This window comes from Rheinheimera texasensis DSM 17496, assembly GCF_000711985.1.
Lineage (GTDB): Bacteria > Pseudomonadota > Gammaproteobacteria > Enterobacterales > Alteromonadaceae > Pararheinheimera > Pararheinheimera texasensis.
Genome location: NZ_KL544005.1, coordinates 810,907 through 835,348, shown reverse-complemented (window position 1 = coordinate 835,348; position 24,442 = coordinate 810,907). Strand labels below are relative to the sequence as shown.

At 55.2% G+C, this 24,442-nt stretch carries 18 protein-coding genes; 11 read left to right on the top strand and 7 right to left on the bottom strand.

The window, feature by feature from the left end; all coding sequences use genetic code 11:
* The first annotated feature begins 8 nt into the window (after positions 1-8).
* The 5 genes from Q399_RS0114185 (at position 9) to Q399_RS0114165 (ending at position 10,699) form a co-directional block, all read left to right on the top strand.
* The gene (locus Q399_RS0114185) at positions 9-1,961 is read left to right on the top strand and encodes an alpha/beta fold hydrolase (RefSeq protein WP_031569498.1); all 1,953 of its coding nucleotides are present in this window, start codon (positions 9-11) and stop codon (positions 1,959-1,961) included.
* Positions 1,962-2,168: 207 nt separating this feature from the next.
* Positions 2,169-3,266: an HDOD domain-containing protein gene (locus Q399_RS0114180; RefSeq protein ID WP_031569497.1), complete on the top strand. Its 1,098-nt coding sequence runs from the start codon at positions 2,169-2,171 to the stop codon at positions 3,264-3,266.
* A gap of 24 nt (positions 3,267-3,290) precedes the next feature.
* Entirely contained in the window at positions 3,291-4,568 is a 1,278-nt protein-coding gene (locus Q399_RS0114175; protein ID WP_051686009.1) for an efflux RND transporter periplasmic adaptor subunit, read from the top strand.
* Between the two features lie 3 nt (positions 4,569-4,571).
* A complete protein-coding gene (locus Q399_RS0114170) occupies positions 4,572-7,640 on the top strand; it encodes a multidrug efflux RND transporter permease subunit (protein ID WP_031569495.1) in 3,069 nt (1,022 codons plus the stop codon).
* The gene (locus Q399_RS0114165) at positions 7,637-10,699 is read left to right on the top strand and encodes an efflux RND transporter permease subunit (protein ID WP_031569493.1); all 3,063 of its coding nucleotides are present in this window, start codon (positions 7,637-7,639) and stop codon (positions 10,697-10,699) included. The genes Q399_RS0114170 and Q399_RS0114165 overlap by 4 nt, the downstream gene beginning before the upstream one ends.
* A gap of 29 nt (positions 10,700-10,728) precedes the next feature.
* Here Q399_RS0114165 and Q399_RS0114160 read toward each other — a convergent pair whose 3' ends face one another.
* Positions 10,729-11,781, bottom strand: coding sequence for an ROK family transcriptional regulator (locus Q399_RS0114160; protein WP_157836314.1), 1,053 nt, complete (start codon positions 11,779-11,781; stop codon positions 10,729-10,731).
* Between the two features lie 174 nt (positions 11,782-11,955).
* Between Q399_RS0114160 and Q399_RS0114155 the strand changes: the two genes are divergently transcribed.
* Positions 11,956-13,569 (top strand): methyl-accepting chemotaxis protein, encoded by a 1,614-nt coding sequence (locus Q399_RS0114155; RefSeq protein WP_031569488.1) that lies wholly within the window; start codon positions 11,956-11,958, stop codon positions 13,567-13,569.
* A gap of 52 nt (positions 13,570-13,621) precedes the next feature.
* Here the strand turns inward: Q399_RS0114155 and Q399_RS0114150 are convergent, their stop codons facing one another.
* A complete protein-coding gene (locus Q399_RS0114150; protein WP_031569487.1) occupies positions 13,622-13,876 on the bottom strand; it encodes a superinfection immunity protein in 255 nt (84 codons plus the stop codon).
* Between the two features lie 200 nt (positions 13,877-14,076).
* Here Q399_RS0114150 and Q399_RS0114145 point away from each other — a divergent pair, with 200 nt between their 5' ends.
* The 4 genes from Q399_RS0114145 to Q399_RS0114130 all read left to right on the top strand — a co-directional run bounded on the left by Q399_RS0114145 (position 14,077) and on the right by Q399_RS0114130 (position 16,789).
* On the top strand, positions 14,077-14,604 hold the full coding sequence (locus Q399_RS0114145) for a porin family protein (protein WP_031569486.1): 528 nt from the start codon (positions 14,077-14,079) through the stop codon (positions 14,602-14,604).
* A gap of 66 nt (positions 14,605-14,670) precedes the next feature.
* Positions 14,671-15,504: an alpha/beta hydrolase gene (locus Q399_RS0114140; protein WP_031569485.1), complete on the top strand. Its 834-nt coding sequence runs from the start codon at positions 14,671-14,673 to the stop codon at positions 15,502-15,504.
* A 157-nt stretch (positions 15,505-15,661) separates the two neighbouring features.
* Entirely contained in the window at positions 15,662-16,201 is a 540-nt protein-coding gene (locus Q399_RS0114135) for a hypothetical protein (RefSeq protein WP_157836313.1), read from the top strand.
* Positions 16,202-16,342: 141 nt separating this feature from the next.
* Entirely contained in the window at positions 16,343-16,789 is a 447-nt protein-coding gene (locus tag Q399_RS0114130) for a hypothetical protein (RefSeq protein WP_031569482.1), read from the top strand.
* Positions 16,790-16,805: 16 nt separating this feature from the next.
* Here the strand turns inward: Q399_RS0114130 and Q399_RS21670 are convergent, their stop codons facing one another.
* The 4 genes from Q399_RS21670 to Q399_RS0114110 form a co-directional block, all read right to left on the bottom strand.
* Positions 16,806-17,381, bottom strand: coding sequence for a DUF1697 domain-containing protein (locus Q399_RS21670; RefSeq protein WP_051686007.1), 576 nt, complete (start codon positions 17,379-17,381; stop codon positions 16,806-16,808).
* A gap of 9 nt (positions 17,382-17,390) precedes the next feature.
* A complete protein-coding gene (locus Q399_RS0114120) occupies positions 17,391-17,852 on the bottom strand; it encodes a DUF4920 domain-containing protein (RefSeq protein WP_031569475.1) in 462 nt (153 codons plus the stop codon).
* Between the two features lie 129 nt (positions 17,853-17,981).
* Complete coding sequence (locus Q399_RS0114115; RefSeq protein WP_031569474.1) at positions 17,982-21,026, bottom strand: efflux RND transporter permease subunit; 3,045 nt, start codon at positions 21,024-21,026, stop codon at positions 17,982-17,984.
* Positions 21,023-22,072, bottom strand: a complete 1,050-nt coding sequence (locus Q399_RS0114110) for an efflux RND transporter periplasmic adaptor subunit (RefSeq protein WP_031569472.1) — start codon at positions 22,070-22,072, stop codon at positions 21,023-21,025. The genes Q399_RS0114115 and Q399_RS0114110 overlap by 4 nt, the downstream gene beginning before the upstream one ends.
* A 90-nt stretch (positions 22,073-22,162) precedes the next feature.
* Here Q399_RS0114110 and Q399_RS0114105 point away from each other — a divergent pair, with 90 nt between their 5' ends.
* Positions 22,163-22,843 (top strand): TetR/AcrR family transcriptional regulator, encoded by a 681-nt coding sequence (locus tag Q399_RS0114105; protein WP_031569470.1) that lies wholly within the window; start codon positions 22,163-22,165, stop codon positions 22,841-22,843.
* Here Q399_RS0114105 and Q399_RS0114100 read toward each other — a convergent pair.
* On the bottom strand, positions 22,833-24,434 hold the full coding sequence (locus Q399_RS0114100; RefSeq protein WP_031569467.1) for a methyl-accepting chemotaxis protein: 1,602 nt from the start codon (positions 24,432-24,434) through the stop codon (positions 22,833-22,835). The genes Q399_RS0114105 and Q399_RS0114100 overlap by 11 nt on opposite strands.
* Positions 24,435-24,442: the final 8 nt, after the last annotated feature.

The following is a 24,442-nucleotide window of genomic DNA, read 5'->3' as shown; positions in this document are numbered from 1 at the left end:
AAAACTGCATGATCAGACTGATGTTTTTGACTGTGCTGAGCGGGTTCTTGTGGTGTGGAGCGGCGAGTGTTGCGGCATATGCGGCGCAAGTTAGCGACGAAGCAACCACAGCAAAAGAGCCGATACCTGCTTATCAGGCTCAGCCTTGTGATCTGCCGGTTTCATCCGCTGCCGTGGCGGCGCGGCTGCAATGCGGCACGCTGAAGGTGCACAGCCCGGATGGCAGTGAGTTTCAGCTGGCTGTGGTGCGTAGAGCGGCCACTGAACCGAAAGCGGGTGCTGCCCCTGTGTTGTTTTTACATGGTGGCCCGGGCGGAGAAATGACCCGTTTCACCGGTTTGTCCGCGGGCGATTTTTCGCCTGGACATGAATTGATCACCATCGATATGCGGGGCTCTGGCCGCAGCAGGCCGTTGTTTTGCCCGCAGCTTGCCGCAGATCTCACCAAAGCATTGGCAGAAAGCCCGGATGACAGCAGCTTCGTGCAGCAAAGGCGTACAGCGCTATTGCAATGTCAGCAACAGATGCTGGCGCAAGGTTACAGCCCTCAGGACTTCGGCACAGTTCAAACCGTGCAGGATCTGGAATTACTGCGTGAACAGCTGAATATCGAAAAATGGCATGTCTATTCAGTATCTTACGGCACTGTGGTTGCGCTGCAGTATCTGGCGGTGGCGCCAAAAGCGCTGGAGTCTGTCACGTTGGACTCCATCTATCCGCCCGACGAACTGTTGACCTCGTTTAAATTGCAACAAGACCAGTGGCTGCGTCAGCTTGACCAGCTTTGCCAGCAGCAAGTGGGCTGTGCGTCACGGTTTGGCGCTATGCCGGAGCTGTTTAACCGCGCTATCACTGAATTGACGCAGCGCCCGCTGCAGCTGGAAACCGGCACTGGGCCCTTGCTGCTGACGCCGGACAAGCTGCGGCTGGCGGTGATGGCAGCGGCAACTGCAGAAGAACCCTTATCTTTGTTACCCCTGTGGCTGGAGGCGGTGAGTCAGCGCAATACCGCACTACTGAAGCCCTGGGCCGAAGCCATGCTGCAGCCGTCGACCATCCAGTTCGCTGCGGCGATGGCGACTGAATGCGCGGATCGGCAACGTTATTACCAGCAAAGACGGGCCGACAGCCTGGAACAGGTTTTTGGTCTGCCGGAAGGGGTTTGCGCGTCGTTCGGCGTTTCAACCAGCGCAGTTTCAACCGGTGCTATGGCAGGAACTGCCAGCGGACCTGTGCAGGTGCCACAGGTACCGGAAACTGCCAGGGTCAGAACGCCGGTGTTGCTGCTGGCCGGAGGTTTGGATGTGTTTCAGCCGGACAGCCTGGTGTTGTCGCAGTGGCTGGGGCCACACAGTCAGCTGATCGCAGTGTCTGGCGCTTTACACGGCGTGCGCGGTGGTGGGCCTTGCCTGCGTAAAATGGTCGGCGATTTTATCCGGGCGCCAGAGCGTTTTGGGCCGCCAGGTTGTTTAGCTGAAGTTGCAAAGCCTTTTCTGGTCACCGCGCTGGAACCAAACCCAACAATCGCGGCTGCACTGGCATCGTTACAACAACCTCAACCCAATTTATTGCTGCTGGCCTTAGTATTGAGCTTGCTGCTCAGTGCGCTGCTTGGAGTGGTTTGGCCTGTGCTGGGCGGGCTCTGGTTTTGGCTGAGCGGCAGGCCACGGCCGGTCTGCCGCACTGGTTTACTCAGCGGCGCTGCGGTTCTGCTGACGCTCGCGATTTGGGGCGGTTTGGGTATGACACTCTGGCAGACGCAACTGCGGCTCAGCGCCGAACTCTGGCTCGGGCTGCCGCCGGACAGTCAGCCCTGGCGTCTGGTTATTCTGCTGACGTTGCTGCCGGTGCTGGGGTTTAGCTGGTGGCTGGCGCGGCAGCAACACTGGCGGCAGTGGCTGGCACAGCTGGCGCTTGGCGCCGCAGTGCTGTTGGGTCTGGCATTGCAGTTGTTGCCTTAAAGCGCTTCAGTTATCCCGCAGTCTGGCAGACAGCCCGTTTGCCGGTCTGCCTGTCGAGTCTGCCGGTACTGCCTCTGGTGCAGGCCAGCCAGACTATGTTAATGAAGCCGGCGCGTTGCCATGCAAAGGTTTTGTAAATTCACTACGAACAAGGCAAGGCTGCTGCTAGAGTGCAGCTGCCGTGACTGCTATGGAGAGAATCATCAAATGTTTCAAGTAGTTGTTGTTGGCATCAATCCGTCGTTGCAAAGCCTGGTGCGGCATTTATGTCTGGAAAAAGCCCATCTGTGGCATTGTAAGTTTTTCCCGACCGTCGGTAGTTATCTGCAGGCACCCAGGCTCGACAGCCAGATTGATTTATTAATTTTTGACGGGCTCAGCATCACCAGCAGTCTGGAAGATAAACGCCTGGTGTGTTTTCAGGCACCGCTGGCACTGCGGGTGATTTTAACTGACCCGCAGCATGACGATGTGGTACTGGGGCATTTAAGTCATTTTCATAGTTTTATCGGCAACGAACTGAATACCGAACATTTACAGCAGTTGTTTGCCAATGCGGCGCGGTTGTCAGAGTTACCGCTCGGTGAACATGAACGTCGGCTGGTTGGCGGCCTGTATGATTTTCCGCAACTGCCGTCGTTATTGACCGAACTCGACAAGTTACTGGCTGAGGCCAACGTCAGTGCTGCTGCGATAGCCGGCTTGATCAGCACAGATCCGCTGGTCGTATCCCGACTATTCCAGTTGGTCAATTCGCCTTACATGGGTTTTGTCAGCGAAACCTGGAATCTGGAAGTGGCGATCAGCCGGCTCGGTTATCAGAGCTTGCGCAGCCTGGTGGTTGTGCTGGCGATGAAAGGCGGCAAAGTGCCTGAAGATCAACAAGCTGAGCGGCAGCAGTTGTTGGATCAGATTTTGATGCAAGCCGGTCAGGCGCGTAGTTATGCCCGCAGCTCAGGTTTTAGCCGGATGTTGCAGGACCAGGTGTTTATTGCGGCACTGCTCAGCGGTTTTGGCAAGCTCGTGCTGCTGCAAAACGGCCGCGCGGCGGGTGATGCTGAACTCAGCGAACGCAATCCGGCCGGCCGCTCCAGCTATTTGGCGGTGTCGGCGTTTTTACTGACGTTATGGGGTTTTGAAAACTGGGTCATTGCCGCAGTGCTGAATCAGCATAGCTGGCAATCTGAAGGGGTTGGTGCCCAGATCAGCAATTGTCTGCATCTGGCACGGGCCCAACAGCAAGGGGCCATCTCATTAAACGCGGCAGAGCGACAGCAAGCCTTACAGGCGGGTTTTGTGCTCTGACCCAAATTAGTTGGAAAGGGAAAGATGCAGGTAAAATGGTTGGTTTCAGGGGCGGTATTGCTGGCAGCCGCCGGGATGGGTGGTTACTGGTGGCAGCAACAGGATGAAGCAGCGCCTGCCGGAGCTGCGCAAACCGCAGGGGCTCAGGCCGGGCAAAGACCTGGCGGTCCGCAAGCTGGCGGCCCGCAGTCAGGCCAGAGACCTGCTGGTGCTGGTCCGCGCCGCGCTGGCGGGCCTGGTGGCCCTGGCGGCGGTGCCAACCCCTGGAATGCACCGGTGCCGGTGCGGGTCATTAGCGCCGAAACTACAGATTTAAAAGTCCAGTTTAAAACCATCGGTACTGCGACCGCGTTAAATACCGTGTTAGTACAACCGCGAGTCAGTGGCCCCTTGCTGGCACTGCATTTTACCGAAGGGCAAAAAGTTGAAGCCGGTCAGCTGCTGGCAGAAATTGATCCGGCACCCTATCAGGTCAAACTGGCACAGGCGGAAGGTCAGCTGCAGCAAAATGTGGCGCAGCTGAAAAACGCCGAGCTTGACCTCGCACTCTATGAAAAACTGAAAACGCAGAACTCGATTTCCCGTCAGCAGTACAACACCCAGCAGGCGCTGGTGAACCAGCTGAAGGGTTCATTAAAATCCAATCAGGCGCAAATCGATGCCGCCAAACTCGAATTATCTTACACCCGCATTGTGGCGCCGATCAGTGGCAAAACCGGTTTGCGTAAAGTCGACGCCGGCAATCTGGTGCAGGCTAACAGCGCAGAAGGCTTAGTCAGTATCACGCAAAGCGCACCGATTTATGTGGTGTTCAGCATTCCGGAAACGCAGCTGCAAAGCCTGCGTCTGGCCGTGCAGGACCAACAAAAACAACAGCAAAAACTGGTGGTTGAAGCCTGGGACCGCAACGACAAACAGTTGCTGGCCACCGGCGAACTGACCACACTCGATAACCAGATTGACCCGGCCACCGGCACGCTGAAACTCAAAGCGCAGTTTGCCAATAGCGACGACCAGCTGTTCCCGAATCAGTTCGTGAATGTGCGACTGAATATCGCCTCAAGACCAGGTGCTGTGACTATTCCGCAAGACGCCGTGCAATACGGCGCTGACGGCACTTTTATCTATGTGGTTGAAAACAAAAAGGCTCAGCTGAAAATGCTCGAGCTGGGTGTGGTCGACAATGGCCGCGTTGAAGTGCGCAGTGGCCTCAAAGGCGGCGATCAGATTGTGATGGAAGGCCTCGACCGGTTAAGACCGGGCCGGGACGTAGAATTGGTGCAAAGCAGCCAGCAGGAATAAGCCATGCAACTGTCTAAACCTTTTATTCTGCGGCCGGTTGCCACCTCCTTATTGATGCTGGCGTTGCTGATCGCCGGTATTCTCGGCTGGCGGCAATTGCCTGTGGCGGCACTGCCACAAGTCGATTACCCGATCATTCAGGTGTTCAGCTTTTATCCGGGCGCAAGCCCGGACGTGATGGCGCGCACCGTCACGGCACCGCTGGAGCGCCGGCTCGGTCAAATCCCCGGTCTGAAACAGATGTCGTCGTCCAGTAGTGGCGGCGCGTCGGTACTGACGCTGCAGTTCGCGCTCGTTGTCGATATGGGCGTGGCCGAGCAGGAGGTGCAGGCGGCCATCAACACCGCGAGTTCCTTATTACCCAATGACATGCCAATTCCGCCGGTGTACCGCAAAGTCAATCCGGCCGATGCACCTATTCTGACGCTGGCGGTCAGTGCTAAGGCGATGGCGTTGCCGCAAGTCTATGATTTGGTCGATACGCGGATGGCGCAGAAGCTGGCGCAGGTCAATGGAGTCGGCATGGTGAGTCTGGCTGGTGGCCAGCGTCCGGCGATTCGGGTCAAAGCCAATCCTGCGGCGTTAGCCGGTTTGGGCCTGACGATGGACAGCCTGCGCAGCGCTATCGTTGCCGCCAATACCAATCAGCCAAAAGGCAATTTTGACGGCCCGTTCCGCTCCACCATGCTGGAAGTCAACGACCAGTTGAGCTCCACCGCTGAATATGAACAGCTGATCGTCGCATTCAAAGGCGATGCGCCGGTGCGCCTGGGTGATGTCGCCAAAATCGAACAAGGCGCGGAAGACCGTTTTCTGGCGGCCTGGGCCAATCAAAGCGCGGCGGTGCTGATTAATATTCAGCGTCAGCCCGGCGCCAACGTCATTGAAGTGACAGATCGGGTGCGTGAGTTATTACCGCAGCTGACCGCGACGTTGCCGGCAGAGCTCGATGTATCCATTCTCAGCGACCGCACTGAATCTATCCGCGCCGCGGTACGTGATGTGCAACACGAGCTGCTGTTTGCCATTGGGCTCGTTATCGCCGTGACTTTTGTGTTTTTACGTACCATTCCGGCCACTATCATCCCGTCGCTGGCGGTGCCGCTGTCGATCATCGGTACTTTTGCCGTGATGTATCTGCTGGATTTCTCCATCAATAATCTGACGCTGATGGCGCTGGTGATAGCGACCGGTTTTGTCGTCGATGATGCCATCGTCATGCTGGAAAACATTGCCCGCCACCGCGAGCAGGGCGCGTCGGCTTTGGATGCAGCGAAAAACGGTGCCAAAGAAATTGGTTTTACGCTGATTTCGTTAACCTTCTCCTTAATTGCCGTATTAATCCCGCTGCTGTTTATGGCCGATGTGGTCGGCCGGTTGTTCTTTGAATTTGCTGTGACGCTGGCGGTGGCTATTTTAATTTCGTTGCTGGTGTCGCTCACACTAACGCCAATGCTCTGCGCGCACTTGCTGAAAACCTTGCCACCACATGACGATGGCACAGGTTTTATGGCCCGGGTGATCCGCCGCTATGGCGAAATGCTGCAATGGGTATTGGCGCATCAGCGCCTCGGTATGCTGGCGATGCTCGGCAGTGTGGCGTTAACCGCAGTGTTGTATCTGGCGGTACCAAAAGGCTTTTTCCCGGTGCAGGACAGCGGCGTGATCCAGATTGTCACTGAAGCACCGCAGGATATTTCCTTTGCGGCGATGACGGAGCGGCAGCAGCAGCTGGCCGCGGCGTTGCAGGACGACCCGGCCGTGGCGAGCCTGAGCAGTTTTATCGGTGTGGATGGCAGTAATGTCAGCCTCAATGCCGGCCGTATTCAGCTCAATCTGAAATCACACAATGAACGCGACGAACATGCGCTTGAAGTGATTGACCGGCTGCGGCAAAAAGCGGCGCAGGTGCCGGGTATCACGGCCTGGTTCCAGAGTGTGCAGGAGCTGAGTATCGAAGATAAAATCAGCCGCACTCAGTATCAATTCACGCTGACTTCACCTGATTCTGAGGTGCTGGCGCAGTGGCTGCCGGACCTGATGAGCGCCCTCAAAGCCCGGCCGGAACTGGCCGATGTGGCGGACGATTTAGCTGAAAACGGCCTGCAGGCGTATGTCGATATCGACCGCACTGCGGCAGCGCGGCTTGGCATCAGTGTCAGTCAAATCGGCACTGCGCTGCAAAGTGCTTTTGCTCAGCGCCAAATCACCACGTTGTTTACTCAGGCCAACCAATATCGCGTCATTCTGGAAGTAGATCCAGAGCAGGCGCAGGGCCTGGATGCGCTGGATAAACTCTTTATCAATACCGCTTCCGGCAGCCCGGTGCCGCTGTCCTCCGTCGCCACAGTGACGCAAAAACCGGCGCGGCTGCTGATTAACCATCAGGGCCAATTCCCGGCCGTGACGCTGTCTTTTAACCTGGCGGAAGGCTATTCGCTCGGCGATGCGGTGGCGGCGATTGAAGAAGTGCAGCAGCAGATGCAACTGCCGGCGTCGATGGAACTGACTTTCCAGGGCGCAGCGGAAGCCTTCCGCGCCAGCCTCAGCAACACCTTGTGGCTGATTCTGGCGGCTGTCGTCACCATGTACATAGTGCTGGGCGTGTTGTACGAGAGCCTCATTCACCCGGTGACGATTTTGTCGACTTTACCTTCAGCGACTGTGGGCGCTTTGGCGGCATTGCTGCTGATGGACCGGCCGCTGGATTTGATTGCCGTCATCGGTATTGTGCTGCTAATAGGCCTGGTGAAGAAAAACGGCATTATGATGGTCGACTTTGCCTTAGAGGCGCAGCGTAGCCGCGGCTTATCGCCACAGCAGGCGATTTACGAAGCGGCGCTGCTGCGTTTCCGGCCTATTCTGATGACGACGCTGGCTGCTTTGTTTGGTGCAATTCCGCTGTTGCTGGCGACCGGCTCCGGCGCTGAACTGCGCCAGCCACTGGGGCTAGTGATGGTCGGTGGTTTGCTGGTCAGTCAGGTGTTAACGCTGTTCACCACGCCTGTGGTGTATTTGTGGTTTGACCGGCACCTGAGCCGCAAATCGAATGTTGCGGCGGAGGCGGTATGAAGCTGAGTCTGGCGCTGATCCAAAGACCCATCGCCAGCAGTTTATTGGCGCTGGCTATCGTCCTGCTTGGTTTTTTAAGCTACCGCGCTTTGCCGGTATCGCCGCTGCCGGCGGTGGACTTCCCGATGGTGGTGGTCACCGCCAGTTTGCCGGGTGCCAGTCCGGAAGCGATGGCGGCAACTGTTGCCACACCGTTGGAGCGCCAGCTTGGTACTATCGCCGGCTTGCGTCGCTTGAGTTCCAGCAGCAATCAGGGCTCGACGCAAATCCGGCTGGAGTTTGATTTAGACCGTAATGTTGACGAAGCCGCGCGGGAAGTGCAGGCGGCGATCAACACGGTGCGCGGTCAGTTGCCGGCCGGCATGCCGGGCAATCCGACCTACCGCAAAATGAACCCGTCGCAAATGCCGGTGATGGCGTTGGCGCTGTCGAGCGACAGCCTGCCAGCGTCGGCGTTGTACGACACTGCAGCTACTATTCTGGCGCAGAAAATTGCCCAAATTCAGGGCGTTGGCGAAGTCGAAGTCACAGGTTCCTCGTTACCGGCGGTACGGGTGCAGCTCAATCCGTCTTTGCTCAGTCAATATGGTATTGCGCTCGATGAAGTACGCAGTGCCATCAGCGCGGTCAATTCCAATCTGCCGATAGGCACGCTGGAACAAGACGATTTGCGCTGGCAAATCAACCTGAGCCAGACGCTTCGAAACGCTGATGATTATGGTGATTTGGTAATTAAATACGTCAATCAGGCAGCTATTCGGCTAAAAGATGTGGCGATCGTCAGTGATTCGACAGAAAACCGGTATAGCGCCGGCTTTCATAACGATAAACCGGCGGTGATCCTGCAAATCAGCCGGCGTAGTGGCGCCAATATCGTCGCTACTATCGATGCGATTTACGCGCAAATGCCAGTGCTGGAAGCGCTCATCCCGCAAGATTCGAAACTGGCTGTGGTGATGGACCGCAGCCCGGTGATCCGCGCCACTTTAGACGAAGCGCAGTTTAGTTTGTTGTTGTCCATTGGTTTGGTTGTGGCCGTGGTGCTGTTGTTTTTACGCAGTATCCGCGTGGCGCTTATCCCGACTTTGGCGATTCCGGTGTCGCTGATTGGCGCTTTTTGTGTGATGTATGCCTTTGGTTTTTCGCTGAATAACCTGTCGGTAATGGCGCTGATTGTGGCGGCGGGCCTGGTGGTCGATGATGCTATCGTGGTGGTCGAAAACATCAAACGCCATCTGGAGCAGGGCATGTCGCCGTTAAGTGCGGCAAGGCGTGGTGCCAGTGAAGTCGGCGTCACGCTGATTGCGATGAATCTGGCGCTGGTGGTGGTATTTTTATCCATTTTGTTTATGGGCGGCTTGGTTGAGCGGCTGTTCCGTGAATTCTCGATCACGCTGGTCGGCGCCATGCTGATCTCCCTGCTGGTGTCGCTGACATTAACACCGGGTTTGTCGGCGCGGCTGATGGTGCGCGAAGCTGTCAAAACGCAACAAGATGGTTTTTTCCAGCGGTTTCAGGCCGGTTATCAGCGCAGTTTGCGTGTCGTGCTGCGTTATCGTTACGGCGTGGGGGTGTTGTTACTGGCACTGTTTGCGGCGTCAGTCTGGTTATTCCGCACGCTTCCGGGTGGCATGTTGCCGGAGCAGGACACCGGCCAGCTCAATGGCTTTGTGCGTGGCGATGATGGTTTTTCTTATCAGCTGATGCAGCCCAAAATCGAAGCTTACCGGCAATATTTACTCAAAGATCCGGCTATTGCTGATGTCACAGGCGCCAGTGGCGGCCAGATGGGCACCAGTAACTCGTTTTTACGCATCCGGCTTAAACCCTTAGAAGAGCGCGGCATTTCGGCGCAGGAAGTGGTGAACCGTATTCGCAATGGTGCGCCGAAAATCCCCGGCGGCATGATGTTTTTAAGTGTCGATCAGGATATTCGCCTGGCATCGCCTTTTGCCAGTTCTGACTACGAACTGCTGTTGATGTCCGGTGATTTAAAACTACTGAAAAGCTGGTCGAAAAAAATCGCCAAAGCGATGCAGGAACTGCCCGAGCTGGTGGATGTGAATACGCCCGGTGGCGAAGACACGCAGCAAATTGTGCTGACCATTGACCGCGAAGCGGCACAGCGACTTGGTGTTGATATGCGCACCGTGGCGACTTTGCTGAATAACTCGTTTTCGCAGCGGCAGGTCGCGACTTTATACGACGAAATGAACCAATATCGCGTGGTGATGGAGTTATTGCCCGGCTACACGGCACAGCCGGAAGTGCTGAAACAGCTGCAGCTGATCAACAGCCGCGGCGAGCGGGTACCATTAAGCGCCATCGCCAGTTACCAATATGGCCTGTCGAATGACCGCATCCGCCGTGACAATCAATTCGCGGCGCAAGGCATCGGTTATGCCTTAGCTGAAGGCGTGACAGCGCAGCAAGCTGATGCAGCGCTGGACCGCATGCTGGCCGAACTGATGGTGCCGACGGCGATTTATGCCATCAATGGCGAAGATCAGCGTAACGCCGTATTCAGCCAGGGCGACCAGCTGTGGCTGTTTATCGGGGTGGTATTGGCGGTATATCTGCTGCTCGGTATTTTGTATGAAAGCACTTTGCAGCCGCTGGTGATTTTATCAACTTTGCCCTGTACCGCGCTTGGCGCTTTGCTGGCGCTGTATTTTACCGATACGCCGCTGAATTTAATCGCGCAGCTTGGCTTGTTCCTGCTGATTGGCATCGTGATGAAAAATGCTATTTTGCTGGTCGATTTTGCCCTGGCGGCTGAACGTCAGCAGGGCTTGAGCCCGCTTGAAGCTATAGTGCTGGCCGGTCAGCAGCGGCTGCGGCCAATTCTGATGACCAACTGCGCGGCGATGCTCGGTGCGGTGCCATTGTTATTGGGGATGGGCGAAGGCTCGGAACTGCGGCAGCCGCTCGGGATCAGCATCGTCGGTGGTTTGTTGTTAAGCCAGCTGTTTACGCTCTACAGCACCCCGGCGGTGTATCTGATGCTGAGCAGGTTCCGGCGACAGAAGAGTACTGTGAGTCGGCCGGCCCAGGCTTAACCAGCCGCCAGGTTTGACCGCATGCAGCTTCATAACACCGTGCGGTCGGCAGCATAAGCCTGATACAGCGGCAGCATCGCGGCGCCGAGCTGCATAGCGTCGCTGCCGAGGCTGCCTTGCTGCAGCTGCGGTACCAGCATGCCCAATGCAGGCCACTGTGCCAGCAGTTGTCGGATGTCTGCCAGTAATGGCGACAGGTCGCGGCCGGTGCTGCTGTCGATAATGACCAGCGGAATATCCAGAAGCGCTATTGCTGCCTGCAGGCCTGTGCTGATGGTGTTAGCGTCTGGTTGTTGCAACAGTAATTGTCCTTTCCCTGCCGGTAACACCGCCACGTGCGCCGCATTACCATGCCGGCCGCGCCAGAGCTGGCCGTTGAGCACTAAACCGCCGGCTGGTAACTGGTCGAGATAAAGATACAAAAAATCAGCCGCGGCTGGTTTGCCTAACCACAACTCCGCGGCAGCAGCAGCCGAACCGTCGTTTTCCGGATAAACCGGAATTTGCAATTCCTGCTGTAAATTTGCAGCTAAATCAATACCTTGCCAGGCCTGCTGCAGCTGCTGCAACGCGATGGCATCCAGCTGCGGAAATAAATGTGCAGCAAACTGGCTATTGCCGGCAAACCAGGGCATGGCGAGGCCAATACCACAGAGCCGTTCCTGCTGAAATGCGGATAATTGCGTTAATAACAACCGGGTTTGTTGCGTCAGTGCAGCTTGCACCTGCTGCGGCGACCAGTCGCTCAGCGGGCTGCACTGGCGGCGCAGAATATTGCCGCAGAAATCAGTCTGCACCAGCTGCAATTGGGTGCGTTGTAATTGAATACCGATGCTGAAGACTGCATCTGGCACCAGCTGAAAAAACTGCGTCGGTTGGCCTACACCTAAGGTTTTTTTGCCGCAGCTTTGCAGCAATCCGTCGCGGCACAAACCGGCGACAATCCGCGTCACAGCCTGCAGCGACAGCCCCAGTTCGCTGGCCAGTTCAGGCCGCGATGCCACCATGCGCCGGCGCACAGCACCCAGTAATAATCTGGCGTTCAGGTCACCGAGCATTTCGGCATTGGCCCCGGTTCTCACTGTCGGATAGTCCCTTTTAATTCAGGCTGGTTGGTAAAACGGCATCATAGCGCATCTGGCTGATTCATTTGCAAATTTGCAGTTCCAGATCGGCCAGCCATACTGTTTTGTACCCCCATCAGTAAAACATCCTGTCGGATGTTTTCCGGTCTTATCAGGACAGAGGCAATAAAGATGAACTGGCAAAGTATCAGAGTAAAAAGCAGTATTCCGGTGGTGATGTTAGGCGTCAGCCTGCTCACGGTGATGTTAATGTTCAGTAGTTTAATCTCGATGCAGCACAAGGCGCTGGAAGTTCAGGCCGAGAAGTTTTTAAAAGCCATTTCCCTGGTGTTAAATGCTGACCGTGATATTTATCAGGCCAAACTCGCCACTACCCATCTGCTAGCCGGTGTAGGCGACCCTGTCGCCGAGCGCAAAGATTTTGCTGATAACGCAGCACAGGTGAAAGAACGTTTTGACCAGTATTTAGCACTGCTCAAAGCCTATCCTGATGTCACCGGCCGTTTTTCCGGTTTTGATGCGCAGTTTAACCGTTGGCAACAAAGCGCGGTCATTTTGCTCGACAATCAGGATGGCGCACAAAAAGACGCGTTGGCGGCACAGGAACAAACTGAATTTGCCGCACTGCGGGACGTGCTGGACAAAGCCGGCGAAGCTGCCTTGTCACGCTCCGAGCAGGAACAGGAGGAGCTGAGCAGCAGCATTGCCAGCACCAAGCTTTGGGTCTATGGCCTGTCGTTTTTGCTGCTGCTGATCGCCGGCTGGTTCAGTTATCAGGGGCCGAAAAAACTGGCCGAACAAATCCGCACTTTATCTGCCCGTTTAAGCGATATCGCCAATGGCGACGGTGATTTAACGGCGCGGCTGCATATCGACACCAAAGACGAAGTGGCCGATTTAGCCAATGAATTTAATAACTTTATCAGCAAACAATGCGAGATGATCGCGGCGATTTTGCGCCAGGCCAATCAGCTCAGTCAGCTCACTGGCCATTTGTCCGAGTCGGCAGACCGCACCAGCGCTATTACTCAGTCGCTGAATACCGCGTCGGATTCAATCGTCAGCGCTGTGCACGAAATGGCGATGGCTAACAAAGAAATGGCGCAGGTTGCGACCGATACTGCGCAAGTCTCAGAGCAGGCCAAACGCAGCGCTGGCCAGGGGCTGGAAGTCGTTAAAGTGGTTAACAGCAGCATGCAGAATTTAACGCGTGACGTGCATATGGCGTTGGGGGCTGCTGAAGAACTGGAGCAAAGCTCGTCGACCATTTCGTCGGTGCTGGAAGTCATTCGCAGCATTGCCGATCAGACCAACTTATTGGCACTGAATGCTGCTATTGAAGCGGCGCGGGCCGGTGAGCATGGCCGCGGTTTTGCTGTGGTGGCCGACGAAGTGCGCACCCTGGCATCGCGCACGCAACAAAGCACCAACCATATTCAGCAGATGATTGAGCAGCTGCATCTGCGCGTCACTGAGTCGCGTCAGGCCATTGGCAGTGGCAAGGAAAATGCTGATTTGACGGTCAGTAACTTTGCCCGCGCTGAGCAGGTGTTTCAGGACATTATGCAGTCAAGCCTGCAGGTCAATGACATGGCGGTGCGTACAGCGGCTGCGACCGAAGAACAAACCACAGTGTCGGACGAAATCAGTAAAAATCTGTATGCGCTGAATGATCAGGCTCTGGCGGCTGGCGAAGTGGCGAAAAAGAATGATCAGTTATCAAATGAAATCAGCAAGTTGTCACAGATGCTGTTTGGGCTGGTCGGTAAATTTAAAGTCAGCTGATACACCAGCAAAAAGGGCGAGGGCGCTTCTCAGCGCCCTTTTTGTTTGCGGCTTATTTCGGTAAATTGCCAAACTTCTGGGCAAAGCGGCCTGTGACTTTGCCACTGCATGCCCAGACCAGCAAAGCCCCCCAGGCAATAAACGACATGCCAGCCGGCACTGCGGCGATGGCGATATATTTCAGATGTGGCCGGTTAAAAAACGCCGCCAGGATCACCGGCAAAAACCAGATAAACAATACCAGTGGAATTATCGTGGCCCAAAACATTGGGCTGGCATTTTGAAAAGCTTGCATCACTTCGTTCATGATTCACTCCTTCGGATCTACAGGGGATTTGTTGAATACAGCATGCCAACTTTGCCTGCAACACAGCGTAAAAATGTGACATTCGGCTAAAAACGCGGATATTCGGCAGAAAGGTGCAGTCAGCGGTGTTGCGGCTTGCCTGCCAGATGGCTTTTAGGCTAAGGTTGCGGCCGATTTTTGTCCCGTAAAAGGAAGTTTTTATGCAAAAGATGTTAATTGCCGCAATGTTGTTGGCCGGAGGTGCAGGTCAGGCCCTGGCTGCAACTGATTTTTACAGCACGGCGGGTCTGCAGTTTAGCCGCGCGGGTGAGCCTTTTGACCTGAACGATGCAGGTTATCAGCTCGGAGTTGGTTATGTGATCAACAGCCAATGGTCGGCGGAACTGACGGCCGAACAGCTGTTTGACAAACAAGAGAGCGAAGCAGGCCGACGCGTCAGTATCGACACCACAGGCCTGACCCTGGCAGCAGTGGGTAAAACCAATTTGAGCGACAGCACTTTGCTGTATTATCGTGCCGGCGTCAGCCAGCTGAATCATCAGGCCAGCCTGACACTCAATAACAGCACTGTGCTGTCAGACGACACTCAACTACACGCCTTATTGGGCCTCGGCTTGGAGCAGAACTTCAACGAGCGTTGGTTTGGCCGGGCTGAAGTGGTGCATTTGTTCAAAAAAGATGACCTGCAGGCGGATACCTTCCGTTTAAGTCTGGGCTATCGTTTTTAATCAAACTGGTGATTTGTAAACTGCTGCGGTAGGCTGGTATTTCCCCTCCGCAGCAAGCAAGCCGCCATGAAAAAGCCGTTTTATCTGATCACTTTATTGCTGGCTTGCGCCAGTTGTACACCAGAACCTGACCGCTCGCCCAGTGCAGCTGCCAATGTCACTGTGCTGACCCAGATCTTCACTATTCCCGGCGTGAACCGCCAACGCACTGTACGGCTTTATCTGCCACCGGATTATGCCAACAACACAAAGCGGTACCCCGTGCTTTATATGCATGATGGCCAGAATCTGTTTGACAGCAGCACCGCTTATGCCGGTGAATGGCAGATCGATGAGATCCTGAACCAGCTGGCCGCGGAAGGACAGCTCGAATTAATTGTCGTGGGCATCGACAACGGCGGCGAGCACCGCATGACTGAGCTCAATCCGCTTGATCACGCTGAATATGGCAAATCTGACGCCAAAGCTTATCTGGCCTTGCTGCGCGACGCGGTAAAACCTTATATCGACAGTCAATACCGCACGCTGCCGGATGCGTCAAATACCGGCATTATGGGCAGTTCGATGGGCGGTTTATTCAGTCATTTTGCTGCGCTGGAAGCGGCAGACACCTTCAGCAAAATCGGTATTTTTTCGCCGTCGTACTGGATCACCGCTGAGCAGGTGCAGCGTTATCAGCAAAGCCCGGTGCCAGCTAACGCCCGCTGGTATTTTTATGTCGGCGGCAGTGAAGGCGGTGAGATGGCAACACAGGCGCAGCAGGTTTACCAGGCGGTTGACAAGCTGCCGGCCAGCTCAGGGCAACGCCAGTTCAGCCTGTCGCCAGATGCAGAACACAATGAAGCCGCCTGGGCGGCAGAGTTTCGCCAGGCGGTGTTATGGTTATATAAAAATCCCTGACAGCTTTTTTCAGTAACCATCAGTTCAGTGCAGCGCCGGCGGTTTGCTTTGCAACAAGACCGTTGTTAAAGCAACAAATTGTAACTGAAGACTTGTGTTATGCGGCGCTTTTGGCAGCCTGAGAGCTCAATCTCAACTGACTGTAATGGAGCCTGAAGTGGCAGAAAATCAAAGAAAAATGACGCCTGAAATGATCATGGCGGTCTCCGCGCTGTTGGTGTCGCTGGTCACTGCGGTGGCCACTATTCATTCGGCTTACACCAGCCGCGCTTACGCCAGAGCGTCGTTATGGCCCAACCTCGGTGCCGGCGTCAGCTTTAACGACACCGGCTTTCGGTTTTTATTGATGAACCGCGGGACAGGCCCTGCCATGATCCAAAGTATGAGGGTTGAATATGACGGTAAACCGATGCACAACTGGCAGCAATTGCTGAATCAGTTTGACCCGAAATTCCGCGGAAGTTGGGGATCATCCTTTGTCAGTCGGGTGACATTACCGACGAATCAGATGTTGGACGCGCTGACTGTCAGTGATAAAAAGCTGGCGCGCCAGATGTACGACGCGAGCGACAAATTAAAAGTCGAGATTTGCTATTGCTCTGTGTATGACGAATGTTGGATCACCTCTGATATTGAGCAACAAAATCAGCCCGTCACACAGTGTCCGGACCGCACAGAATGGAATTTTGCTAACTAGGCCCGTCTGATAGCTGCCTTTGTAGGCAGGGAAAGCGGCAGATATCAGCCGACGGCCGTCAAGGATACTGCGGGCCTTGCTTTTCACGGCGTGCTGGCATGTAATGGCGCCGTTTTTAAGCTTTCACCGGAAGGAACACGCATGCAAAAGGTAGTCAGAGATATTGGGTTATTTGTCGTTGCGCCTTTAGCCATTTTAGGTGGCCTGACGGCCTGGATGTTTGCTGCCACTACACCAGAGTGCAGCAATGGCATCGTCAAACAGCTGGCCTCACCGGATGACAAATACACTGCCGTGGTGTTTGTGCGCAGTTGTAACCATGTGCCGGGTTTTAGCAGCAATATTTCTGTGCTGGTCAAAGATGGTATTCTGGCAGATGGCCCGGGTAATTTGTTTATCAGCGAAGGCCATCCTGAGCAGCTTGGTGTGGATGTGCAGTGGCAAGCTGCGGGCGCCAAAGGCCTGCAGCTGAACGTCAGTAGCAAATTCAGAGGCGCAGTGCTGCAAGCTGACCCGGTTTGGTCGGCCAACCCGAATATCACTGCCAGTTATCAGTTTGGTGCAGCGCAAAGCAGCAGCGGGCAGTAAGCTGCTGTCTCAGTTGTTACAGCAACGCGATGATTTTCTGTAAGGTGGCGAGATTACGACAGGTGATAGCGCGCCATTTTTTACTGACCAGCAAATCGGCCATCGGGCATTGATTGATGCCATCGGTACAATACAAATGAAGCGCGGTGGTGCTGATTTGCAGCTTCGATGTGGTTGCCGGCAAAACGCTGGCAGCAGCCTCGAACTGGGTCAGCGTTTGCTTGTTGCGGCTAAAACCGATTAATAGCTGGCTCGGATCTGGTTCAGTCTGGCCTGTGAAAACGGCCGGATCCAGTTCAGCGGCCGCAGCCCTGATGCCAGCGGCGGTTTTGACGATGCAATGTAAGTCGAGGCCGGTGTCGCGTAATAAAGCTGCTGCGATTTGATCGGCTATCAGGTCGCAAGCGGCATCATCGCTAGCCGTGGTCCCGGCAACATCAGCGGGCAGGGCGAAGATGGCGTTGCCGGAGTTAAGCAGCGTCCGCACCTGTTGCGCGCCCAGATTTTCCAGAACTGTTTTTAGCGTCGCCATCGGTAGCCGGTTGGCTTTGCCGACATTAATGCCGCGCAATAACAGAATATATGTATTCATTTCAGCCGCTTATTCAATTAATACCGACACAGGCTCAAACTGAAATAAGGTGATAGCACTGGTGACTTTGGCGGGGTCAAAAGCTTCGCCTTGTTCTTCGGCGCGATGTTTCAGGTAGGTTTTGCTCTGTTCCAGCGTCATCGCTTTTGCTTTGAGCGAACCATAGGCATAGGCGGTTTTGCCTTTGGCGCTGACCGGAAACTCCATGTCACCGTCTTTGACCTTGAGGCGGAAAGTCGGCTCAGCTGCACCAGTCGCAAACTGCATCCAACAGCCTTTTTTCTTACAGACTGCGTCAATTTTGCCTTGTACGGTAAAAGGCTGCTCCAGGTAGTTTGCCGGTTGGGCCAACACTTGGGCCACTGTCACCGCAGCAGATTTGCTGAAATCAAAGGCCGGGCCAAAACTCTGGCTGGCGTAAGCGATGGAGCTGGTTAGCAGCGCAAAGGTCAAAGCGATGGTTTTTTTCATTGAGAACATCCTGTGTCGAAAAAAACCATCCTCTTTGCTTTGCCGGCCGTTGTCAATGTACGGCGGTCACTGGAAATGCAGATAGCCGTAGGGTCGGTCAGCAAAGCGCCACCGACCGGATTGGCAACCTCACACCACCGGCACCTGGGCCAGGCGTTTGCGGAAAAACACCATATACAGCGCCGGCACGAATAACAGCGTCAGTGCTGTGCCGACACCAACGCCGCCAATCAGCACAAAGGCCATCGGTCCCCAGAAGGTATCCAGCGTCAGGGGTACAAAGGCCAGCATCGCGGCCAGCGCTGTGAGCAGCACCGGGCGGGCGCGGTGAATAGTGGCTTCTACCACGGCATCGCGCGCGGCCCAGCCATCGTTCAGGTTGTCACTGACCTGCTGGGTTAAAATCAGCGTGTTGCGCATTAGAATGCCGGCCAGGCCAATCAGTCCGAGTAACGCGACAAAACCAAAGGGCTGGCGGAACACCAGCAGCGCCAGCGTGGCGCCAATCAGGCCCAGCGGCGCTGTCGCCAGCACCATCCACATACCGGTGAAAGAGCGCATCTGCAGCATGATAAAAATCAGCATCAGCGCCACCATCAGCGGCATCAGTTTCTGGATAGATGCATTGGCTTTACCGGATTCCTCGACCGAACCAGCCTGCATAATGCGATAACCCGGTGGTAACTGCGCCTGAATGTCAGCCAGCTCAGCCCAGATGCGGTTTGACACATCGTTTGGCTGCGCACCTTGCACGTCGGCCACCACGGCCAGATAAGTCTGGCGGTTATAACGTTTTAACAGCGGCTCTTCATATTGCACGCGGATCTCACCAAGTTGGCGGATAGACACAGCTTTGCCGCCCGGCGTTTTTAATTCGATGGCATCAGGCTGCAGCACCTGTGCCCGGTCTAAACGCGCTGTGACATCCACAGTGCGGATATCTTCCCGCAGCTGCGTGATGCTGGCACCACTGAACTGGAACTGCAGTTGCTGTGCGACATCAGCAGCGGTCAGGCCATAAGCCAGCAAGCGGGCGGTATCGAGTTTCAGTGCCAGCACCGGCATGCGTTCTTCCCATTCCAGATGGGCGCCGACGGTATTGGGATTGGCAACCATTTTATCGCGCACCAGATAAGCGATACGGCGCAGCTCCAGCGGATCTTTACCCATCACACGGAAACTGACCGGCCATGGCACAGGTGGGCCAAACAACAAGCGGGTCACCCGCACCCGCGCTGCACTGAATTCACCGGCGGCGATATGTTCGTTCAGCAGCTGGATCAGCCGGTCACGGCCTTCGGCGTCTTTAGCGACAATTAAAATTTTGGCAAAAGACGGGTCTGGCTGTTCCGGGTTGGCCGAGATAAAAAAGCGTGGTGCGCCGGCGCCGACAAAAGACGACAACGAGCGTACATCCTGATTATCTTTCAGCAACTGCTCGATTTTAAGCGCCACTGCGTCGGTATTGGCAATAGCGCTGCCATGCGGCATATAGACGCTAACGAGCACTTCCGGCCGGTCGGAACTGGGGAAAAATTGCTTCTGCACGCCTTTGGCCATGCCCAGCAGCGCTAGTACAAAGGCCAGCAGCACGATGCTGATCACGGTTTTTTTGTGGCCGATACACCACAGCACCAACGCACGCAGTTTGCTGTAAAACGGGGTTTGGTAGGGGTCATGCGCGTGGGCTTTGACATCCGGCAGCAATTTCACGCCAAGGTAGGGCGTAAAAGTCACCGCCACCACCCAGGACACAATCAGCGCAAAACCCACCACCCAGAAAATATTACCGGTGTATTCACCGACGCCGGATTTGGCAAAACCAATAGGCACAAAACCGGCGATAGTGACCAGCGTGCCAAATAACATCGGTGCGGCGGTAGCAGACCAGGCGTAGCCAGCGGCGCGCACCCGTTCCACGCCTTGTTCCATTTTCACCATCATCATTTCGATGGCGATAATGGCATCGTCAACTAACAAACCAAGCGAGATAATCAGCGCGCCGAGTGTGATACGGTCGAGGTTAATGTCGGCCATTTTCATCAGCAAAAATGTAATGCCAAGGGTTAGCGGAATGGCGATACCAACCACTAAACCGGCACGCAGGCCAATCGCCAGCACGCTGACGGCCATTACCACCAGTACCGCGACTAAGAACTTAATCTCGAATAGGTTCACCGCTTTAGAGATGGCTTCAGCCTGGTTAGTTAACTGATGTAGCTCCATGCCAAGTGGTAGCTGCGCCTGAATTTCGCCGAGTTTTTGCTGCAGCGCTTTGCCAAGCACCAGGCCGTTTTCGCCTTGTTGCATCACCACACCAACCAAAATGGCATCATCGCCGCCGGTGCGCGCCAATAAACGCGCCGGTTCTTCATAACCACGTTGCATAGTGGCAATTTCTGACAGGCGGATAAGCTTACCGTTGACCCGGACCGGCAGTTGTTGCAGTTCACTGAAACTGTCAGTGCGGGCGTCGAGCCTAAACTGCAGCGCCTGACCCTGAGTTTCCAGCTGGCCGGCCGGCAACATCCGGCTGGCGGCTGTGATTTGCTGTTGCAGATCGAGCAGGCTGATGCCCAGCGCAGCCAGTTTTTTCTGGTCAAAATCGATAAAAACCCGCTCCGGCCGGTCGGCAACAATCACTGCCTTCAATACACCCGGTACCATGCTGAGTTCATCGCGCAGCTGTTCAGCCTGACGGCTTAAATCGCGAAATGGCAAGCCTGGCGCGGTCAGCGACAACAAGCTGAAATACACGTCAGAAAAGTTGTCGTTGACCAGCGGCCCTACGGCGCCGGCCGGCATATTGGCCGCTTCTTCCTGCATGCGTTTGCGGATTTGATAAAACAGGTCGGGCACCATGGCCGACGGCGTATAGTCTTTAAATTCAATGGTTAAGTTGACCGCGCCCGGGCGCACCTGGCTGTCAATTTTGTGGATATTGCGCACTTCCTGAATACGTTTTTCTAAGCGGTCAGCCAGCTGCGACTGCACTTCTTCCGCGGTGGCACCGGGCCAGTAAGCCGATACTACTAAAGCACGGATAGTAAAAGACGGGTCTTCGGCGCGGCCCAGCGACAAAAACGCCCAGGTGCCACCGATAAAGGCCAGCAGAATAAAAAATAAGGTGATAGCGCGCTCGCGCACCGCCAATACCGACAGGTTAAAACTCATGGCTGCAGCTCCTGCACTGCCATACCTGGTTCCAGCAAATGAGTGCCGAGTGTGATAATACGGCTGTCAGCGGCAAGCTCAGTGCGCAATGTGGCCGATTGCGCATTCAGCGACACTACCTGTACTGCGTGCGGCTGGGCTTTGCCGTCTGTGACAGTCCACAGCTGCGGCTGCTGACCGCGTTCGTCCAGCGCCGCTAACGGCACCAGCACTCGCTGCTCTTGTGCCGGCAATTGTAACTGCACGGCCAACACCCGGCCTAAGGCCAGTTCGGCTGGTTGTACATCCAGACTGTAACGGGCCTGCCGGGTCAGGCTGGCGCTGTCCGCGCTGCCAGCGGCACTGCGCAGCTTTAATTGCAGTGGCTGACCGGCAAAATCGGCAGTGCCGCTTTGTGGTGGCTGAATGTGCTCTGGCAGCTGCACTTCAATTTCACTTTGCTGCGCGGTCGCTAAAGCGCCGAGGCGCTGGCCTGCAGCCACCACCTGGCCCGGTTCACCCGTGACATCGGTGATCACGCCGTCGCTGCCGGCGGTAAGATTGGCGTAAGTCAGGCCATGTTCGGCTTGTTGTAACTGTGCATTGGCGCGGTCCAGATTGGCTTTGGCTTCATTAAAGCGTAATTCAACCTGATCTTTGGCCTGCTCACTAACAAAACGTTGTTTGATCAGCTGCTCAGTACGGTGTTTTTCCGCCTGTACCGTTTGCAGACTGGCACGGGCTGCGGCTTGTGCCGCTTTGGCGACCCGCACGGATTCAGCTAAGTCTTTTGGATCGAGCCGATACAGCAGCTGACCTTGTTTTACTGGCTGACCGGCTTCAACCAACCGCTCGGCGATACGGCCGCTAACCTGAAAGGCCACCGGCACTTCGTTGCGGGCGCGCACTACGCCGGTCAGAGTTAAGGTTGATTGATTTAACGGCTGGAGTGTGGCGGTCATCACCACCCGTGGTGCCGGGGCTGAATTTTGTGCGGCAGGGTCGGAACAGGCGGCCAGCCACAAGGGCAGTGAGACGAGTGCAAGCAGTGGAAAAGGACGTAACATGGCCACCTCGGGTAGAGTCTGGTATTATTAAACGGCTTCGTTCAGAAATGCATTATTGAACGGATGCGTTCAATAAACAAGAGTAAAATGATGACCAGCAACTCCGGCCCAGCCACATCTTCGTTTCCAGGCGCTGCATCCAGCGGCCGGCCTGTTGATCGCAATAAGGATATAGCCATTTTGCAGGCGGCGCGGCAAATCCTGTTGTTTGAAGGTGCCAGTGTGCTGACGATGGAAGCGGTGGCCAGTAAAGCCGGGGTGTCTAAAGCGACTTTGTACTCGCGGTTTGGTAACCGCAATGCGCTGATTGAAGCCGTGTTGCGTGCTCAGTCCGATTTTTTTGTCGAAACTTTAAGCCCGGCTGTGCAAAACGCCGCTCAGGCTTTTGCAGCGCTGGAAGCTTTTAGCTTGCGGCTGTTGCAGTATTTATTCAGCGAAGATCATCTGTGTCTGATGAAAACCCTGCAGGGGCATCAGGATATTCCGGCCGACCTGCGTGAGCGCATGTATGAATTGGGCCCGGTCGACACTTGTGTGCGGGTCGAAGCCTGGCTGGCGCAGGTGCACCAGCTCGGTCTCATTCATTGTCCGCAGCCGGATTTCAGTGCAGAACTGTTATACGGCATGCTGGTCGGTATGGATATGCTGCGCACCATGTTTCAGCAGACTCCGAAACGTCAACCGGCCGATGTCCCCGGTCATGTCCATGCTGTGGTGACGCTGTTTTTACAGCTGCATCAATGTCAGGTGCCGGCTGCAGTTACACCTTAAAGCGGCCGACCAAATCGGTTAAATGTTCCGCGACACTTTTTAACTCATTGATCAGCACATAATTCTGATCAGCGATTTGCTCCGCAACCACGGATTGGTCGTGTAGTTGATGCAGGTTGCGGTTAATTTCTTCCGACACCTGCGACTGCTGTTCCGTCGCCGCCGCGGTGCGCAGTGACATGCCGCTGACCTCAGACGACGATTTCATCAGATGGCTGAATACAGATTCCGCCACTTCAGTTTGTTGCACTGAGCTGTCGGCGGACTGGCGGCCACGGCGAATGGCCTGGGTTGATTCCGTCACCAACTGCTGTAACTGATGCACTGTGGCTTTGATTTCTTCGGTGCTTTCCTGGGTTTTCGAGGCAAGTTTGCGCACTTCGTCGGCCACCACGGCAAAACCGCGACCCTGCTCGCCGGCACGCGCGGCTTCAATGGCGGCGTTCAGCGCCAGCAAATTGGTCTGCCCGGCGATGTTGCTGATCACCTCAATGACACCGGAAATGGCGATAGAGCTGTTGTTCAGCGCTTCGGATAAATTCATTGCGGTATCGACGTCGGTTAATACGCCGTTGATACTGCCGGACACCGCCTGAATCGAGCTGATGCCTTTTTCGGCATAACCACGGGAATCGTCGGATTCACGCGCTGTATCCGCCGCCACGACCGCCACTTCGCGGTTGGCAACCGACATTTCATGCACGGCGCTGACAATCGAATCTGTGGCGCTATTCAGGCTCTGGGTGATGCTTTTGGTTTCGTGCACCGAACTCAGCATATTTTCTGTGACTGTGCTGAGCTGTTGGCTGCTGCGCAAAATATCCGCAATCATCGCGGTTTGCGCATCGAGAAAGCGGTTAAAGGCATCGGCCAGGTCGCGTAGCTCGTCTTTGGTCTGCACACTGATGCGCTGGGTTAAATCGCCTTCACCCTGCGTGATTTCATTCAAACGGTGGATAATGGTTTCGACATTGGCTTTGATAGCGGTTGGCATTTTCACGCTGTACCAGGCTGCCACGGCAAACACTAGCAAGCTGATGAGCAGGGCTGTGGTTTCAATGCTTCCCACTTCACTGTTGGCTTGTTCGATATGCTGTTTGGACAAGTTCAGCGCAAACTCGCCGGCGTCGTTGTAGATTTTACGCAGTGCAGCAAACTGCTGGTCTTCCAGCTGGACAAAAGCAGCATCTTTGCTGGCACCTGCGGCAAAATACTGGTCGGCACTTTGCGTCCAGTCATTCAATTTCTGTTCAAAATCAGCAAACTGGCCGCGAAATTCCGGATAAGTGCTCATCAACTGTTTATATTGGATAAAGCGATCTTTGGCCTGGCTGACATTTTCCTGATAATCGGCGCTGAACTGTGGATTTGCCGCCGCTTTGTGCTCAGAAATAGCCAGTTTTGCCTGATACAAATCGCGGTCCGCGTTCAGTACAATTGAAATCGCTTGCTGAAAAACATCAGATTCTTCGTGCACGATTTGTTGCAGCTTTGACACTATCACCGAGGATAAACTCAGGACAAACACTAAGGTGATAAACATCAGCGCGGTCGGGACACTTGCTTTAAAACGCAGACCGTGGTAATTCATGAACAACC